Source organism: Mesoplasma sp. JKS002658 (assembly GCF_023566355.1).
Classification (GTDB): domain Bacteria; phylum Bacillota_I; class Bacilli_A; order Mycoplasmatales; family Mycoplasmataceae; genus Edwardiiplasma; species Edwardiiplasma whartonense.
Window position 1 is genome coordinate 82,188 of record NZ_JAKNSW010000002.1, and the last position, 16,732, is coordinate 98,919.

General features: G+C 31.6%; 21 protein-coding genes. 17 read left to right on the forward strand and 4 right to left on the reverse strand.

Going from position 1 to position 16,732, the window contains the following annotated elements:
* The first annotated feature begins 46 nt into the window (after positions 1 to 46).
* From LD125_RS02400 to LD125_RS02415, 4 genes are all read left to right on the forward strand, one after another.
* On the forward strand, positions 47 to 907 hold the full coding sequence (locus tag LD125_RS02400) for a DpnII family type II restriction endonuclease (RefSeq protein WP_250138373.1): 861 nt from the start codon (positions 47 to 49) through the stop codon (positions 905 to 907).
* Positions 907 to 1,737: a DNA adenine methylase gene (locus LD125_RS02405; protein ID WP_250137522.1), complete on the forward strand. Its 831-nt coding sequence runs from the start codon at positions 907 to 909 to the stop codon at positions 1,735 to 1,737. Before LD125_RS02400 ends, LD125_RS02405 begins: the two co-directional genes overlap by 1 nt.
* A 378-nt stretch (positions 1,738 to 2,115) precedes the next feature.
* Positions 2,116 to 2,871 carry a hypothetical protein gene (locus LD125_RS02410; RefSeq protein WP_250137126.1) on the forward strand — a complete coding sequence of 252 codons (756 nt, stop codon included), beginning with the start codon at positions 2,116 to 2,118 and terminating at the stop codon, positions 2,869 to 2,871.
* 392 nt (positions 2,872 to 3,263) lie between these two features.
* Positions 3,264 to 4,955 (forward strand): hypothetical protein, encoded by a 1,692-nt coding sequence (locus tag LD125_RS02415; RefSeq protein ID WP_250137521.1) that lies wholly within the window; start codon positions 3,264 to 3,266, stop codon positions 4,953 to 4,955.
* A 74-nt stretch (positions 4,956 to 5,029) separates the two neighbouring features.
* Here LD125_RS02415 and LD125_RS03705 read toward each other — a convergent pair whose 3' ends face one another.
* Complete coding sequence (locus LD125_RS03705) at positions 5,030 to 5,155, reverse strand: hypothetical protein (RefSeq protein WP_284069417.1); 126 nt, start codon at positions 5,153 to 5,155, stop codon at positions 5,030 to 5,032.
* 144 nt (positions 5,156 to 5,299) lie between these two features.
* Here LD125_RS03705 and LD125_RS02420 point away from each other — a divergent pair, with 144 nt between their 5' ends.
* The 3 genes from LD125_RS02420 (at position 5,300) to LD125_RS02430 (ending at position 7,371) form a co-directional block, all read left to right on the forward strand.
* A complete protein-coding gene (locus LD125_RS02420) occupies positions 5,300 to 5,710 on the forward strand; it encodes a Panacea domain-containing protein (RefSeq protein WP_250136335.1) in 411 nt (136 codons plus the stop codon).
* Between the two features lie 12 nt (positions 5,711 to 5,722).
* A complete protein-coding gene (locus LD125_RS02425) occupies positions 5,723 to 6,259 on the forward strand; it encodes a UU032 domain-containing protein (protein WP_510354246.1) in 537 nt (178 codons plus the stop codon).
* Between the two features lie 86 nt (positions 6,260 to 6,345).
* Positions 6,346 to 7,371 (forward strand): GIY-YIG nuclease family protein, encoded by a 1,026-nt coding sequence (locus LD125_RS02430; RefSeq protein ID WP_250137520.1) that lies wholly within the window; start codon positions 6,346 to 6,348, stop codon positions 7,369 to 7,371.
* Positions 7,372 to 7,477: 106 nt separating this feature from the next.
* Here the strand turns inward: LD125_RS02430 and LD125_RS03710 are convergent, their stop codons facing one another.
* Together LD125_RS03710 and LD125_RS02435 are read right to left on the reverse strand one after the other, a co-directional pair.
* Positions 7,478 to 7,609 (reverse strand): hypothetical protein, encoded by a 132-nt coding sequence (locus LD125_RS03710; protein ID WP_284069416.1) that lies wholly within the window; start codon positions 7,607 to 7,609, stop codon positions 7,478 to 7,480.
* Positions 7,610 to 7,790: 181 nt separating this feature from the next.
* The gene (locus tag LD125_RS02435) at positions 7,791 to 8,753 is read right to left on the reverse strand and encodes a hypothetical protein (protein ID WP_250137519.1); all 963 of its coding nucleotides are present in this window, start codon (positions 8,751 to 8,753) and stop codon (positions 7,791 to 7,793) included.
* A gap of 267 nt (positions 8,754 to 9,020) precedes the next feature.
* Here LD125_RS02435 and LD125_RS02440 point away from each other — a divergent pair, with 267 nt between their 5' ends.
* Positions 9,021 to 10,397 (forward strand): FAD-dependent oxidoreductase, encoded by a 1,377-nt coding sequence (locus LD125_RS02440; RefSeq protein ID WP_250137518.1) that lies wholly within the window; start codon positions 9,021 to 9,023, stop codon positions 10,395 to 10,397.
* A 118-nt stretch (positions 10,398 to 10,515) separates the two neighbouring features.
* The gene (locus LD125_RS02445) at positions 10,516 to 10,929 is read left to right on the forward strand and encodes a type II toxin-antitoxin system antitoxin SocA domain-containing protein (RefSeq protein WP_250137517.1); all 414 of its coding nucleotides are present in this window, start codon (positions 10,516 to 10,518) and stop codon (positions 10,927 to 10,929) included.
* Positions 10,930 to 11,309: 380 nt separating this feature from the next.
* Here the strand turns inward: LD125_RS02445 and LD125_RS02450 are convergent, their stop codons facing one another.
* Positions 11,310 to 11,753 carry a hypothetical protein gene (locus tag LD125_RS02450; protein WP_250137516.1) on the reverse strand — a complete coding sequence of 148 codons (444 nt, stop codon included), beginning with the start codon at positions 11,751 to 11,753 and terminating at the stop codon, positions 11,310 to 11,312.
* Positions 11,754 to 11,900: 147 nt separating this feature from the next.
* Here LD125_RS02450 and LD125_RS02455 point away from each other — a divergent pair, with 147 nt between their 5' ends.
* The 8 genes from LD125_RS02455 to rplV all read left to right on the forward strand — a co-directional run bounded on the left by LD125_RS02455 (position 11,901) and on the right by rplV (position 16,730).
* Positions 11,901 to 12,992, forward strand: a complete 1,092-nt coding sequence (locus LD125_RS02455; RefSeq protein WP_250137515.1) for a hypothetical protein — start codon at positions 11,901 to 11,903, stop codon at positions 12,990 to 12,992.
* Positions 12,993 to 13,179: 187 nt separating this feature from the next.
* Positions 13,180 to 13,488: a 30S ribosomal protein S10 gene (rpsJ, locus tag LD125_RS02460; RefSeq protein WP_250136343.1), complete on the forward strand. Its 309-nt coding sequence runs from the start codon at positions 13,180 to 13,182 to the stop codon at positions 13,486 to 13,488.
* A 55-nt stretch (positions 13,489 to 13,543) separates the two neighbouring features.
* The gene (gene rplC, locus LD125_RS02465) at positions 13,544 to 14,257 is read left to right on the forward strand and encodes a 50S ribosomal protein L3 (protein ID WP_250137118.1); all 714 of its coding nucleotides are present in this window, start codon (positions 13,544 to 13,546) and stop codon (positions 14,255 to 14,257) included.
* Positions 14,258 to 14,273: 16 nt separating this feature from the next.
* Positions 14,274 to 14,900 carry a 50S ribosomal protein L4 gene (gene rplD, locus LD125_RS02470; RefSeq protein WP_250137514.1) on the forward strand — a complete coding sequence of 209 codons (627 nt, stop codon included), beginning with the start codon at positions 14,274 to 14,276 and terminating at the stop codon, positions 14,898 to 14,900.
* Positions 14,900 to 15,184 carry a 50S ribosomal protein L23 gene (gene rplW / locus LD125_RS02475; protein ID WP_250136346.1) on the forward strand — a complete coding sequence of 95 codons (285 nt, stop codon included), beginning with the start codon at positions 14,900 to 14,902 and terminating at the stop codon, positions 15,182 to 15,184. The genes rplD and rplW overlap by 1 nt, the downstream gene beginning before the upstream one ends.
* Positions 15,185 to 15,251: 67 nt before the next feature.
* Entirely contained in the window at positions 15,252 to 16,091 is an 840-nt protein-coding gene (gene rplB / locus LD125_RS02480) for a 50S ribosomal protein L2 (RefSeq protein WP_250136347.1), read from the forward strand.
* A gap of 20 nt (positions 16,092 to 16,111) precedes the next feature.
* Positions 16,112 to 16,378 (forward strand): 30S ribosomal protein S19, encoded by a 267-nt coding sequence (gene rpsS, locus LD125_RS02485; protein WP_250136348.1) that lies wholly within the window; start codon positions 16,112 to 16,114, stop codon positions 16,376 to 16,378.
* A gap of 16 nt (positions 16,379 to 16,394) precedes the next feature.
* A complete protein-coding gene (rplV, locus tag LD125_RS02490; RefSeq protein WP_250136349.1) occupies positions 16,395 to 16,730 on the forward strand; it encodes a 50S ribosomal protein L22 in 336 nt (111 codons plus the stop codon).
* Positions 16,731 to 16,732: the final 2 nt, after the last annotated feature.

Genomic DNA, 16,732 nt, shown 5'->3' on the forward strand with positions numbered 1-16,732 from the left:
TCAATTACAAATCATAGTTGCTATTAATTGAGGAGAAATTAACAAAATGAAAAAAGATTTTAATGATTTTATTAACACTCTTACCAACAACGTTATGGATTATGAAAATCTAGTTGATGTTGATAAAGTGATTGATAGATATTCCATTTGATATCAAGGATTTGCTGATATCAATGAAAAATTAACTGATTATGAAGAGTTTTATAATAGTTTAGATTATTGATTAACTAGTAATCCGACTACGAAAAAATATATTCCTTTATTATTTGCTACCAGAAATGAACAAGGGAAAATGATCAAGAAAAATGGTGAAGTTTTATCCTTTACTTCAAACACTCCTAATCAAGAAGTTATTGAAGTGATAAAAAATTCACCATTAGATAAATTAGTTGCCAAAAAGATGATTACTAACGTTAACGATTATTTATTGGGTGTAGAAGTAGGATTAGACTCAAATGCTCGAAAAAATAGAACAGGAAAAATGATGGAAGAACTTGTAATTGACATTATAGAGCAGAAGGGAATAAAAATTAAGTCTCAATATCATCTTGAACAATTATTTATTGATGGTTTCATTGATAAAAATCAGTTAGAAGAAATTAAATCTTTACAAAACAACCAAGCAACTAAAGTATTTGATTTCATGTTTCAATTTGAAGATAAAATTTATTTGGGCGAGACTAATTTTTATAATAGTCCTGGGTCAAAACTTAATGAAGTTACGAAATCTTATTTATTCTTAAATGAACGTTTAAGTAAAGTTCCTAATTTAGAATTTGTTTGAATAACTGATGGGGGAGGATGAAAAGCTACCAAGAACCAAATTCATGAAGCTTATACAAAAATCCCCTTCCTTTTCAATCTTCACCAGCTAAAAAATAACTCTTTTAAGGAGTTATTAAGTTAATGAAGCCTTTTGTTAAGTGAGCGGGTGGAAAAACCCAGTTACTTGGTGAAATTAACCAGTATCTACCTAAAAATTTTGATCGTCTGGTTGAACCCTTTGTTGGTGGAGGAGCTTTATTTTTAAGTTTGGAACACGATAAGGTTTGAATTAATGATTTAAATAAAGAGTTAATTAACTTGTATCAACAAGTTAAAAGAAATCCCAAGAAATTGATGACGATTGTTGATACTTTTAAAGATGAATATCAATTAGATCCTAAAGGTTATTATTATCTTCGTCGAAAACATGACCGTGATGAGGTTCTGTATGCTAATCTTTCTCCGGCTTTCAAAGCTTCGCGAACTCTATTTTTAAATAAAACGAATTTCAATGGTTTATATCGGGTAAATTCTCGTGATCGTTTTAATACTCCTTGAGGGCAAAAACATAAGGTACCAGAAATCTATAATCAAGAAGAATTACTCAAAATTTCCTCATACCTTAAACAAATTAAGATCACTAGCACTAATTATTATTCGATGTTAGAAGGTATCGATCAGGGCGATTTTGTTTATCTTGACCCGCCTTATGATAAATTGAATAAAAATACTTTTACTAGTTACACAATTCCTGATTTTGGCGAAGCGGAGCAAAGAAAACTCAAAGAATTTTGTGACCACTTAAATGATCGAGGAATTAAATTTCTCCAATCAAATCACAATACTCCTTTAATTCAAGAGTTATATCAAAATTATAAGATTGTAATTGTTAATGCTAAAAGAAACATTAATGCTAATGGAGAAAAACGAAATGGGGTTGAAGAAGTATTAATCATGAATTATGGTGAGTAAGTTTTCGATTCAATAACGATGTAAAAATCTAGGTTTATGATCATCTTTTGATTAATTACCTTTAAAATTTTTTATTGAATTGTACGTTCAGAATAACAGAAATAGAATTTGTCATATAACAAAACTTGTGGTGATAAAGTGTTCATAATTATTAGTAATTTAAAAGAATTAAGTTTAAAAAGTACCTAAAATTACGTTTTTTTATCACTTTTAGATTGATAAGGAATGTAAAAACGACTGATATAATTATAAGGTCAAAGTGAGACGGTTAAAGAGTTATTAATTGTGATTAACTACTTTTTTGTAGTCCAAAATGGTAAATACACTACGTCTTACTATCACAATGTTTTAAAACATTGAAAAGATGGGAATATAAAAATGAAAAGTAAAAAACAACAACCCCGAAGGTCTAAAAATTGAAAGTTATGGGCGGGAATTTTTGCTCTTATATCAGCTGGGTCAATTATTGCCACAACTGTAAGTTTAGTATCGTGTGGAACCAATAACCGTTCTGAAGTAATTAAAACTGATTTAGCTGATTTAAATCTTGAAGCAACTGTAGCAGTGGATCTATCAGCAACTCCAGAAGAAGTTTTTCAGGCCTTTTTAGATAAAAACCAAAGTATTCTTGATAATACTTTAACTCTTGATCATGTAGAGTTATCTGACTTCCAAGCATCAGAATACCTTAAAAATGGTTCTTTAATGATTAATGCTAAAAAAGTACCAACTAATAAATGAACTGGTACGATTCAATTGGCAGTCAAGTACATTCTACATGAAAAAAACTTTCCTGATTTTCTTGGTTACCTTTCTGATAATGATTTACTTAAATTCGAGATTCCTGCTGGGACAATCACCTCACTTGGTAATTTAGTTGAAGTATTCAAAGAAACATTAAATAATAAGATGAAACAATATTATGAATATGAAAGCAACATTACCGAAATTAGAGTGAAAAAATGAGCTTGAAACTTCCCTAAAGGGGTAGAAAGACCTTCTATAGAAGACTTAAATACTAAAGGATATACAGTACATCTTCCAAGATTTCGTGGGGTTTTTGCCATCGATCATCGCGATGGTCATTTAACCAAGATTGATAAGCACTGAAATGTTTATTGGACGATAGTATAATAAAATACTTTAAAGAATAGTTTATTCAGTTTAAAAAGGACCTTAGGGTCCTTTTTAAAATGTCTAATCTTAGGGTGAATAACATTGTTGTTGGTAACTTATAAGTCTGAGGACCTTGTGGTTCCCCAAATTCAAGCTTGTTCCTCGAAAATTTATTAATATATTTCATGTTATAACGAGAAATTATGAAGATCATAAAAACTTGTTTTTTTTCTTGCTTTCAGATTGCTAAAAACCTAATAATGATTGGTAAAATTATAGGGACAAATTGAGATTGTTAACGAATTATTGATTGCTTTTTATTGCGAAAAATATAGATATTCCTATTGTCATAATGACTTAAAACAACGTTTTTTAAGAAATAAAGAAAGAATAAAATTGATAAATTAACTATGAAAAATAAACAGAAAAAACCTAAAAATTGAAAATTACGGGCAGGAGTTTTTGCGCTTGCACCAATTGGGATAATTGCAGCAAGTGCAAGTGTGATATCGTGTGGAACTAATGGTCGTTCTGAGATCATTAAAACTAATTTGAACGATTTACATCTAAAAACTATATTATCAATGCCAGTAACTAATCAACAAGCGGCGTTTGACTTATTTATTAAAATGAACCCTGAAGTTAGTGATTTAGAAACGAATGTTGAAATCATTGATTTTAATACACCATTAATTAATAAAACTGGATCATTAACAATCCAAGCAAAACCAAACATGAAGTATAGTGGAACCTTAACTATCACGATTCCAGAACTAAATAAAACTGATATTACTCGTTTGATTAACAATCAAACTATTCAAGGTACTGAAAACATGACTGTTGATCAAGCTTTTCAGGCTTTCTTGGAAGCTAATAACAGCTGAACTAACTTAAACGACTATGTTGAAGTTGATAGTTTTACTGCTGCCACTTACACAAGTAATGGTTCTTTAACCATTAAGGCTAAAGCAAATACAGCATACACTGGATCAGTTATGGTTAGAATTAATGCAATTGGTCAAACAAGTTTAAATGACTTGCATTTAAAGACTTTATTATCACTTCCAGTAACCAATCAACAAACTGCTTTTGACTTATTTATTAAATCAAATTCAAATATTGGTGATTTAAAAGATGATCTTGAAATTATTAGTTTTAATACTCCAGATTACAATCAAACTGGATCATTAACAATTGCAACTAAAGTTGATGGTAAATATGTTGGAACTTTAACCATCATGATTCCAGAACTAATCAAAACTGATATTATTCATTTTGTAACAAACACAACCATTCAAGGTACTGAAAACATGACTGTTGATCAAGCCTTCGAAGCTTTCTTAGAAGCTAATAACAGCTGACCTAACTTAAGCGATTATGTTGAAGTTGGTGAATTTACTGCTCCTAATAGTAAGGATAATGGTTCTTTAATAATCAAAACTAAAGAAGATCGTGAATATACAGGAACAATTACTATTAAAATTATCATGACTACTGATTTAGCTGATTTAAATCTTGAAGCAACTGTAGCGGTGGATCTATCAGCAACTCCAGAAGAAGTTTTTCAGGCTTTCTTAGATAAAAACCAAAGTATTCTTGATGATGGTTTAACCCTTGATCAAGTTGAATTAACTGATTTTCACGCACCAGAATACCTTCAAAATGGTCATTTAAAGGTTGCTGCAAAGAAAATATCAACCAACAAATGAACTGGTGATATCGAATTGAGAATTAAATATATTCTAAGCGAAAACAATTTTACTGATATTTTCAGTTATCTTTCAGATAATGATTTACTTAAATTTAATGTTAATGTTGGGAGAATCAAAACACTTGGTGATTTGGCTGCTGTAGCAAGAGAAATATTGAATGGTGAAATGAAACAATACTATGAATATGATCAAAACATTAAGGAGATTAGACTACATCAATGGTCTTGAAACTTCCCTGAAGGGACAACACAACCTTCTCTAGAAGAATTGAACACTAAAGGATTTAGTCTACACCTTCCAAGATTCTATGGTGTTATTGCTCTTGACCATCCTGATGGGACCACAACCCTAATTGATCGTAATTGAAACGTTTACTGGATGATCGTTTAGAAATATTAAAGAATAGTTTTATTTAATTAAAAAAGGACCTCGAAGAGGTCCTTTTTGTTTTTTACTATTTAATCTTATTTGTGATTTGGATTCTTTTGATTAGCACGGTTGTTATTCGTATCGTTGTAATCCTTGTTGTTATGTGACTGATTAGTATTATTACTATTCTTTTGATTAGCTTTTTGGTTATTGTTACTCATAAATTTCCCTCCTCTTTACCAGTATGAACTCTTAGTGGAATTAAACAATTGTTTAGGGAGAATTTGTAATTTTCTTAATTTGCTTGAGTTTTATCCATTTTAATTAATCCTTAGATACAATAAAAATAAGGTGAGGTGTTCGTCATGAAAACAAATCTTGAAAAAGATAAAATAGTAGCTATTGCCAATTATTTAGTTACTAATTATCCTGACCAAATTGATGATTATATTAAAGTACAAAAGGTTCTGTATTTTCTAGACTGAGATTATAAGCAAGAAACTGGTCACCTTCTTTTTGAAGATCAGTTTGAAGCTTGAGTTTATGGACCAGTTAATCGTCGAATTTTTGCATTAATGAAAAACAATAATTTAGTGTTTGAAAGTGATTACAAGTTAAGCGAAGAAGACAAGAAATTTATCAAAAGAGATGTTAAAAAATATCTGAATTATCTTTCTTTTGATTTGGTGACTTTATCACATCAATCCCAACCTTGAGTTGAAGCAAGAAAAGGGCTCTCAACTTACGAACCTTCTCGAAAAAAAATTAAATTTTAGGTAACCCTTGTTATGGGAAAAGAGCATCAGAGCAAGAAGAAAGTTGGAGCAACACCCAAACTTGTTAAGAAAGTTTTACTTAATTTTGACGAGTTTTTGTTTAATTGCTTTGAGTTAGATAAATGAGGTTTCACATATAAATGTTCAGAACAAAAATGCGTGAATTATTTTAAACATCTTCTTGAGGGATTAATTCAAATGACTAATTCTCAGCAGTTTAAAAATAATTATCTATTACCAAGCCAGGGTAATGACCATCGCCATTCAGTTAATAATCAAGAACATTTGAAAAAAATTATCTCGATTTTAAAACGTGGAAAAAAACATAGTGATGATTGATATTCACAAAATATCTCTTTTGGTTCGGTTTATCAAACCAGTATTAATGCTGGAGGAGCAAGGTTATTTTTTACTTGTTTTGAAACTAATGATTATTTTGAAATTCGACCTTTATTTTTAGATTTACATCATGTTGTTTATCGTGATCCTGAAAAAAATTATGATGAACAATACAATTCTTGTTTCTTTTGTCTAGGAAAACATTGCTAACCCTAAATTTAGTTTCCCATTCATTTTTATATTATTTAAAATAATAATAGTAATAAACCAAAACAATTATGATGAAGGAAAAAATAATGGAAGATCAGCAAATTTATCAATTTAGAAGCATTAATTATCAAAATAATCGCTTAGAATATGTTATCCAAACTACTTTTACCACCAGAGTTGTTGAGCGATATGTTCAACGTAATTATGTTAAAATTCCAATCTATACTACTAGTGAAAAAGCAAAAATTGTTAAACGTTTTAACCGAGTAATTAAGCCAACAATCTTTATGATGAAAGACTTGCCATATTTGGAATGTACTACTCCAGAAATGAAAGCAGAAATTTGTTTAACTATTCACCAACCAATTCCTGATTGATTGAAAAATGAAATTGTTCTGCTTGATGTTGAAGCACAACAACTTCAGTTGGCTAAGAATTATGAATATGCAGAAAAAGATTTAGATCAAGCAAAATTTCAACAAGTATACCCTTTGGTTATCGATCGAGAAAGTTTGATCTTTTCATGAATTTTTTTCTTCATTGGTTTAGTACGACTTTTGTTAAAAAATTCACCCTCACTGAACCCAATTTTTCAAAGTCAAATTGAAGCTAATAAACTTCAAAATAATCATCGTCAAAGAAGAATTAAAAACTGTAAAACTAGAATTAATGAATTAGAACTTAATCAAATTAAATTAAAAGATCAACACCATAAATTGGAATTAATGATTGAACAACAAATTGCTGAGTTAACGAAGGTCGAAGAAATTATTGAAAAAGGAATTGAATGAAAGAACCTTCGTTCTTCATTGTTAGTTTACAATGGTGAATTGACTAAAGTGCGGGGAGTTTATGTTATTTGAAATAAGAGCAAAGATAAGTATTATGTTGGTCAATCAGTTAATATCGGTACCAGAATTTTTGCTAATCATTTTAAAAATGGTGATGTCAATAACCAAATCTTTATGCGTGATTGAATCAATGATGATAAGTTTTACTATCGTTATATCGAAAATAATAAAGGTTCATTAAATAATGAAGAGAAGTATTGGATTGATTATTATGATTCTTTCAATCAAGGATATAATTCTACTAGTGGTAACCAATTTTAGACAAGATAAAAACCCAATCAACCATTGATTGGGTTTTTATCAATAACAATGTTATTCATCTGAGTAGAGAATAAAAAGGTAATTAATTAACTAATTTGACAACTACTTAGTTAGTCTCATTACTATTCGGATTTGTTTGATTGTTGTTTGAATCTGAATTGTTTTGAGATTGGTTAGTATTGTTATTAGATTGACCATTGCTGTTATTTTGGTTAGAGTTTTGGTTATCTGGTCCCATATTTTCATTCCTCCTTATAGACAGTCTGAACTATTTCTTAAAAATAAGCAATCATTTTGGGAGAAATTTGAACCTTCTTAATTAGTGTCTTAGATAGATTAAATTCTAGGGAATTTTTGTTTAAGAAGATTATTGTTAAGTTAAGAAAAACCACGTTAGTTTTAACGTGGTTTTTAATAAACTATTCAGCTTCAGTTTCGCTATCCTTATCTTTAACATAGGTGTTAGTGTAATTGTTTGGTTTATTGTTGTTGAAACGATTATTGTAAGGACGGTTGTTATAACTAGAAGAGTTGTTATCACGATAACTTCTTCTTTCTCCGTTATTATGGTTAAAACCAGAACCTTGTTGGTCGCGATTACGGTTAAACCCATCACGACTGGGACGATTGTTGTTTCAACGACTTTGTCCTTGTTCGCCATTACCTTTATTATATGATGAGCGTTCACCACGATTTTGGTTATATCCACTATTTGTACGGATAAAACCGTTTTTATCTTTGTTGTAGTTTGGGCGTTGAGTGTTGTTATTGCGATCGTTGCTAAAACCATTGTTTGGACGACGATCATAACTTCTTCTTTCCCCATCTTTATTGTTAAAGCGAGTGTTATCACGAGAATAACTTCTGCCTTCTCCGTTATTACGGTTAAACCCAGAACCTTGTTGATCACGATTACGGTTAAACCCATCACGATTGGGGCGGTTATCATTTCCTCAATGGTTCGGTCTTTGTTCCCCATCACGGTGATAACTTCTTCTTTCCCCATTGTTTTGATTACTTGTTCTTCGGTTATTACCATAAGTGCGAGACCCACCTCGATTATGGTTATATTCACCCTTGTCGTTCTTTTCGTCCCCTAGTTCTTCACTACCGTGGTCGCGGTTATACTGACTAGGGTTATTGCGAAAACTATCTTTCTCACTGCGAGGATTACGTTTAGTGTAAGTTTTCTTTTCAAAAGAATGATGATTATCAAACTCTTTCTTATTACCTTCCTTTTTATGATTGGTATCTTTGGTTGCATCTTTTACCTCTTTTAAAAGGTTTGCCTCTAAGTTACTTAAGATGATTTCATCATCAATTAACTCTTCTAATTCTTCTTTTAATAATTCATCATTATCTTGATTATTATAATCTGTCATTCTATTCTCCTAAATTGGTCTTTCTTATTTTATCTGAAATTAAAAGTAATAGTAATTTAACTGGTCGATAGTTATTGCTCTTTTCTGGAGTTAGTTAAAAGATTCACAATTATTACCCTCATAACCTCATTTTGTTTAAAAAAATCTTATATTCCTTTAAAAACTACTATTATTTCTATAATTTCTGATTTAAGCAGCATTATAATTAAAGCAAAGTATCGCCTTGATACTTGTTTTTAATTTTGTAGAAGAGAGAAAGATAAAATTATGAGAACAATTGTTATTGGTACTAATCATGCAGGAACAACTGCGGTTAGAACTTTAAAAAAATTAGATCCAAAAATGGAAGTGATTACTTATGACAAGTCAGACAAAATTTCTTTATTAGGTTGTGGAATTGCCTTATGAGTTAAGGGTTCAATCACTAGTCCTCAAGACTTGTTTTATGCTAGTCCAGAGTTATTAGCTAAAGAAGGAATTGAAGTTCACACTAAACATGATTGAACTGGAATTGATGCTGATAAGAAAACAGTTACTTTTAAAGATATGAAAAGCGGTCAAGAAGTAGTTGACCACTATGACAAGTTAATTGTAGCGACTGGTACTTGACCAGCAACTCCTCCTTTCAAGGGATTGGATAATCCTAATGTAACTGTGGTTAAAAACTATGAACAAGGAGAAAAGATTGCTGCTGTTAATAACGATGCAAGCATTAAAAAAGTCGCTGTGGTTGGTGCTGGTTATATTGGTGTAGAACTAGTTGATGCGTTTGTTTCTGCAGGGAAAGAAGTTACTTTAATTGATGCTGCTGACCGAATTATGCCAAATTATTATGATGAGCTCTTTTCATCAAAAGTGGAAAATGCCATGAAAGAACAAGGAGTTGATTTACAATTGGGTCAATTTGTTCAAGAGTTTCTTGCTGATGAAAGTGGTGTGTTAAAACAAATCAAAACTGATAAGGGCACTTTTGCTGCTGATTATGCAATTGTGTGTGTGGGAGTTAAACCTCAAACCGATTTATTAAAGGGGGTTGTTGAGTTAGATCCAAGGGGAACGATTAAAACCAATGAATATCAACAAACTAGCAATCCTGATATTTATGGAATTGGGGATTGTTCACAAGTATATAATGTTGCTTACAACCAAGCAATGCCAATCCAATTAGCAACTACTGCGGTGAGAACAGGAATTCTTGCTGCAGTTAATGTAATTCAAAACAACAAGATGAAATCACCAGGATTTACTGGAGCAAACGCAATTGATGTCTTTGGGTGAAAACTAGCTTCTTGTGGAGTTACTGAAGTGATGGCGAAGAAATGTAACATTGATTATGAACAAATCACGTATACTGATGCTGACCGTCCCGAATGAATGAAAACTTACAACCTTGTGACTTTAAAAGTTGTCTATGAAAAAGCATCACACCGGATTATTGGAGCACAAGTAATTAGTGAAGCAAATCATAGTGAAGTAATTTACTTATTTGCTGGTTTGATTCAAAAACAAACCTTGATTGATGAATTGCCATTAATTGATATTTTCTTTTTACCCCATTTCAATAAACCATATAACTTTATTACTGAAGTTGGTTTAAGTTACTATGGGTTAGATTTCTTAAATACTGAGAAAAGTGAAAAATAATTCCCATTTTCCTCGTATTCTTAAGGGAGTTGAAAAACTTACTTTTTAACTCTTAAATAATTTATTTCTAAATTTTTTGTCGAAGAATAAATATTAAGAAAAGCGAGGAGAATAATTTATGGAAATAAAAAAAGTTAGTAGACCAGATATTTTAGTTGTTGCAAAGCATCTTTATGAAAGGTATAAAATTACAGAATTAGTAACTTTACACCGGGTTTTGTATTTACTTGATCAAGATTATTTTAATCAAACTGGAGCAGTGCTTTTTAAGGGTGATTTTGACACGTGAGCTTTTGGTTCGGTTTCACCAAGATTATTTCGTTATACTGAAAAATACGGGAAGAATTTTACTAAGATTGACAAGTTAGAAGACGAGGATGTAATTGCTTTTATCAAGAGAGATATTAAGCAATATAAAGATCAACCTTCTTATTTGTTAGTGAAAATGACTAAAGAGTCACAACCATACATTGATGCTTATGAGGATTTACCTTTTCCTTATTTAAGTAGCAATAAGATTCATTTTAAATAATGAGTAATAAAACTAAAAAAGAGAAAAGAAGTCATAACTGCAATAAGTTTTTGGGACTTCTTTTTTCTTGTGTTAATAACAATGGATTCACTTATCGAACTGATATAAGAAGATTGCTACAATCTTAAAGGTTTTTACTAGGATTTTGAGGGTGAGTTTATTGCTAATGAAAAAAAGAAAAATCGTTATGTTGTTCAAGATGAGGCGAAAGAATGGTTAAGAAAAATTTATGTTAAAGGTCTAAAGACTTTGGTTTTCAGGATAAACTCCCTGAATAATATCAGCTACATCTTGAGGATTATAACCATACTTATTTAAATCGAATTGTAAATAAAAAAGAGCGCTTAGCACTCTTGAAAAGATTAATAAATCTATGAAAATTATCTTCGTAAATATTTTTTAATACCACGAATATCTTTTTTGCTAGTAGCAATCATCACCACTAATCCACTATCAAGCACATAGTATTTATCAGCAAAAGTAGTTTGTGACTTTGCTAATGCTCTTAAGTTTTCTAAGACTTGGTGTTGTTCTTCGCTAGAAAGATTAGTAATTGGTTTAATTTTTAAAACTGGGTGCTCAACTAAGTTAACTTGAGCTTTGGTTGAAGCACTAATTGCAGTAGCACCTTTAGCATTCTTACTTTTTTTACTCTTTGCCTTTTTGGTCTTTTTATTAGCTTTGCTTGCTTTAACTTTGGGTTTTTTAGTTTTACTCTTTGTTGCTTTTTTTGGTTTAGCGACCTTTTTGGCAGTTTTCTTAGCTTTAACTTTTTTAGCAGGTTTCTTTGTTTTAGCAGGTTTAGCCTTTTTGGTTTTTTTCATTCTTTTACCTCTCTATATTTAACAGATCTTTTATCTGATTAATTGTATTAATTTAAGAATATCACACAGTGAGATAAATAAAAGAGAAAACAAATTTTTAAAAATTATTACTTTTTTGTATGATTAACAAAAGAAGGGAATTAAAGCATGTTATTTTTACAAACCAGAACTGTTCTTGTTGAAATTACTAAAGTTAATCAAGATCAATCTTCATATTTAATTGGTGATCAAAAATTTGAATTTATCCCCCAATCAATTTGAAAAGCTAGTTTTAAAAATGCAAACTGAAACCGCGCTTTAAAATACGAAGTAGATCCAATTATCAAAACTATGTATCAGGGAGTTAATTCTACTAGTAGATATTTTGCTTTGCGTTTTGACCTTTATTTAGACTTTAATCCCACTAGAGTGGTTTATTTAGCCTTTAACAAGTTCACTAATCAAATTCTGAACCAAGAATCATTTGCCCTAACAATGCTTCCTAAAATTCTTGTTAGTTATCAAAAGAATAACCAAACCTTTTGAAAGTTAAATGATGATCAATTAACAAAGAATTATTTAGAATTAACTCATCAACCCTTAATCGATATTAACGGTTTTTTAGTGAATGCTAATTTTGATATCAGTGATCCTAATTATCGATGGAACTATTTAATTAAACTGGGTAAGGAAAATAAAATTAGTTTTAGTAATCATCAGCAATTAATTTATGAAATTGATGAAAAACTATTTGATGATTCTTGATTAGCAACTTTTCATCTAGTTGATTTAATCAAGCAGCAAGTTTATTGTCAGGGCTATGTTGAAGTGCAAAATCACCACCATTTAAAGCTTGCTATTAATTATGAGGAACCTTTAATCTTTTTAATTCGTAATCGCGTTATTCGTGCACTTGAATCAAAATTTGCTCCAATATTAGAAGCAAGACAAACAGAATTCTTTCATTACTATAACTTAACTCAAGATGTTAAGTACTTGGTTGAGTTCATGGAAACTACTAGGAATTTGACTTATTTTGCATGAAAGAGTTTATGTCAGAAAATCTTTGAGTCTCTAAATTTGAATTATGATGATTTGCTTTATTCTTTAAAAGAAATCAAACCTTTCTTATTTACTAAGGTAACTGATTTAAAAGCGTTGAATGATTTAATAAATAATCTGCATCGGTTTGGAAATTTAACCTTTGATGAACAAGTGAAAATTAACGAACTAAAGGTCAAATATAATGTATCAAAATAGGACAGTATATATTTAAAATAATCGTTTATTTATGCGGTTTTTTAACTAATTTAACTTTTAGAAAATTTCTTAAAAATTTACTTTTAATTGCTTCAAAATACGGCTATAATCTAACTTGCATGTGTATTTTGTGTGCGTAAAAGACAACACGCTGGAACGAGTTGTCGTTAAATAGGAGATTTTAGAGATGGCTGAACAAAAAATCAGAATCAAATTAAAAGGTTATGATCACGGAACAGTTGATCAAAGTTGCTCAAAAATTATTGAAGCAGCACAAGGAACTGGTGCTCAAGTTAAAGGCCCAATTCCTTTACCAACTGAAAAGCAAATCATTACTGTTTTAAGAGCTGTTCATAAGTACAAAGATTCACGTGAACAGTTCGAAATGAGAACACACAAAAGAATCTTAGAAATTTCAAACCCATCAGCAACTACGATGGATGTGCTTGCAAGAGTACAACTACCAAGTGGTGTTGATATTGAAATTAAGCTTTAAGATAAAGAAATAAATTAACAAAATACATGTGATTATCAATCGGGAGGAAATAAGAATGAAAGGAATCTTAGGACGTAAGGTTGGCATGACTCAAATCTTTACAGAACAAGGGAGTTTAATTCCTGTAACTGTAATTGATGTGCAACCAAACAAAGTTTTACAAGTTAAAAGCGTTGAAAAAGACGGATATCAAGCGTTACAACTAGGTGTACAAGACAAACGTGAAAACTTAGTAAATAAACCTGCAACTGGTCATTTTAAAAAGGCTAGTTCCAATCCTAAGCGCTACGTAAAAGAAATCAGAGGGATGGAAGGATTTGAGCAAGGAGCAGAAGTTAATGCTGCAGATCTTTTCACCAATGGTGAATTTGTCGATGTGACAGGAATTTCAAAAGGGAAAGGGTTCGCTGGTTCAATTAAAAGACATAATTATCACACTGGACCAATGGCACACGGATCAGGATACCACCGCGGGGTTGGTTCAATGGGAGCGATTATTAACCGGATTTTCAAATCAAAGAAAATGCCAGGGCATATGGGAGCAGAAAAAGTAACCATCCAAAACTTGGAAGTGGTACAAATTGACCAAGCCAACCACTTAGTTTATATCAAGGGGTCTGTACCAGGACCAAGAAATAGTTTTGTGCAAATTCGTCAAAACGTGAAGCACAAAGCAAGTAATCAAGCAGCAAGCATTTTAGTTAGAAAAGCAGAACCAGCACCTTTGGTGCAACCAAGTGTTGAACCAGCTGCTGACACAGAAGCTTAAGAGAGGGAAAGTTTAAATGAAATCACAAGTTATTGATGTTAAAGGTACTAAACTTAAAGACCTTGAACTAAACGATAATATTTGAGCAATTACTCCTCACACTCAAGCGATGTTTGATGTAATCCTAGCTCAACAAGCTGCTGCGCGCCAAGGGACTAGCAAGGTTAAAACTCGTGCTGAAGTTTCAGGTGGAGGAAGAAAACCTTGAAAACAAAAAGGGACTGGTCGTGCCCGCCAAGGATCAATTCGTGCACCACAATGAAGAGGTGGAGGAGTTGCTTTTGGACCGACTGGAGAAAAGAATTATAAACTAACTGTTAATAAAAAAGTGAGAGTATTGGCAATGAAGTCAGCACTAGCTGATAAAGCGCAAAGTGAAAACTTAATCATTGTGGATAAATTCATCTTTAGTGAACCTTCAACTAAGCAAATGAGTGAAGTGTTGACTAACCTAAAAATTGATAATCAAAAAGTCTTAATTGTAACTAAAGAAAGTGATCAATTGGTTGTTAAATCAGGAGCAAACATTCAAAAGGTTAATGTGATTAGCAAGAACCAAATTAATGTTTTAGATTTAGTTAATGCAACCAAATTATTGGTAACTGAAGAAGCAATTCAAGCATTAGAGGAGGTTTATGCCTAATGCACGTAACTGAAGTAATTAAAAAACCTTTATTAACTGAAAAAAGTTATCTAGGTCACGCTAATGGTACTTATACTTTTGTAGTTGATAAAAGAACTAACAAAACGCAAATCAAAAAAACTTTTGAAGAAATTTTTGAAGTTAAAGTGCAAAGTGTCAGAACCATGAATTATGATGGAAAACACAAACGTTTAGGACGTTTTGATGGAACCACCAGTAATTATAAAAAAGCAATTATTACCTTAAAGCCAGGGGAACAATTAGCAATCTTAAACGACTTATAGAAAGACCTAACCCTTAGGTAGATTAATGTAAGCGTTGCTTATTAAGCAAGAAATGAAAGGGAAGAAAATGGCAATTAAAAAGTATAAATCAACGACCAACGGTCGGAGAAATATGACAACTATTGACTATAAAAAGGTTTTAACTACTGATAAACCAGAAAAGTCATTAGTAACATCATTAAATAAAAAGTCAGGACACAATAACCAAGGTCACATTACCACTCGTCATAAAGGTGGAGGACATAAACGTAAATACCGAATCATCGACTTTAAACGAAACAAGTTTGATGTAATCGGAAAAGTAGCAACAGTTGAGTACGATCCCAACCGAAACGCGTTTATCTCTTTAATTAATTATGTGGATGGTGAAAAACGTTACATCTTAACTCCAAAAGGATTAAGCGTAGGGATGAGTATTGTTAGTGCTCTTGATGCTGATATTAAGGTGGGAAATGCCCTACCTTTAAAAAATATTCCCGATGGTACTTTAGTTCACAACGTGGAATTAAAGCCAGGTAAGGGTGGACAAATGGCTAGATCAGCTGGTGCTTCAGTACAAATTGTTGGTCGTGACGAAACTACTAAATATACCATTTTACGTTTGAGTTCTGGAGAAGTTCGAAAAGTGTTAAGTGAATGTTTAGCTACAATCGGAGTGGTTGGTAATGAAGAACATAACTTAATTAATTGAGGAAAGGCTGGAAGAAACCGTTGAAAAGGAATTCGTCCAACCGTCAGAGGATCAGTTATGAACCCCAACGATCACCCTCATGGAGGGGGAGAGGGACGTGCGCCAATTGGGCGTAAAGGTCCTGTGACTCCTTGAGGTAAACCAGCTCTGGGAGTGCAAACTCGCAATAAGAAGAAGTCTTCACAAAAATTGATTGTAAGACGTCGTAGTAAGTAAGAAAGGAAATAGCAGGATATATGTCAAGATCATTGAAAAAAGGTCCTTTTGTGGATGACTATTTGTTAAAAAAAGTCGCTGCTTTAGGAGAAAAAAAAGAAGTTATTAAAACTTGATCACGTAGATCAACTATTTTCCCAGAATTCATCGGACATACTTTTGGTGTTTATAACGGAAAAGTATTTATCCCAGTTTATATTACTGAAGATATGGTTGGTCACAAGTTAGGTGAATTTGCCCCTACCCGTAAGTTTGGTGGTCATGGGGATAACAAGGTTAAGAAATAGGAGATAAGGAATCAAAATGGAAGCAAAAGCACAATTAAGTATGATTCGCATTTCCCCAAGAAAAGTTCGCCTTGTGGTCGATGCCATCAGAAATAAACCAGTTGCTGTAGCAATCGCTACTTTGCAAAACTTGGATAAACGTTCAGCAGAACCCGTATTAAAATTGTTAAACTCAGCAATTGCTAATGCAGTTAACAACAACGGGATGGAAGCTGATAAATTATTTATCGCTCAAACCTATGTAAACGAAGGGCCGACTTTAAAACGTTTCCGTCCTCGTGCTCATGGTCGCGCTTATGAAATTTTAAAAAGAACTTCTCACATCACAATTGTTGTGAGTGATCAAAGATAGGA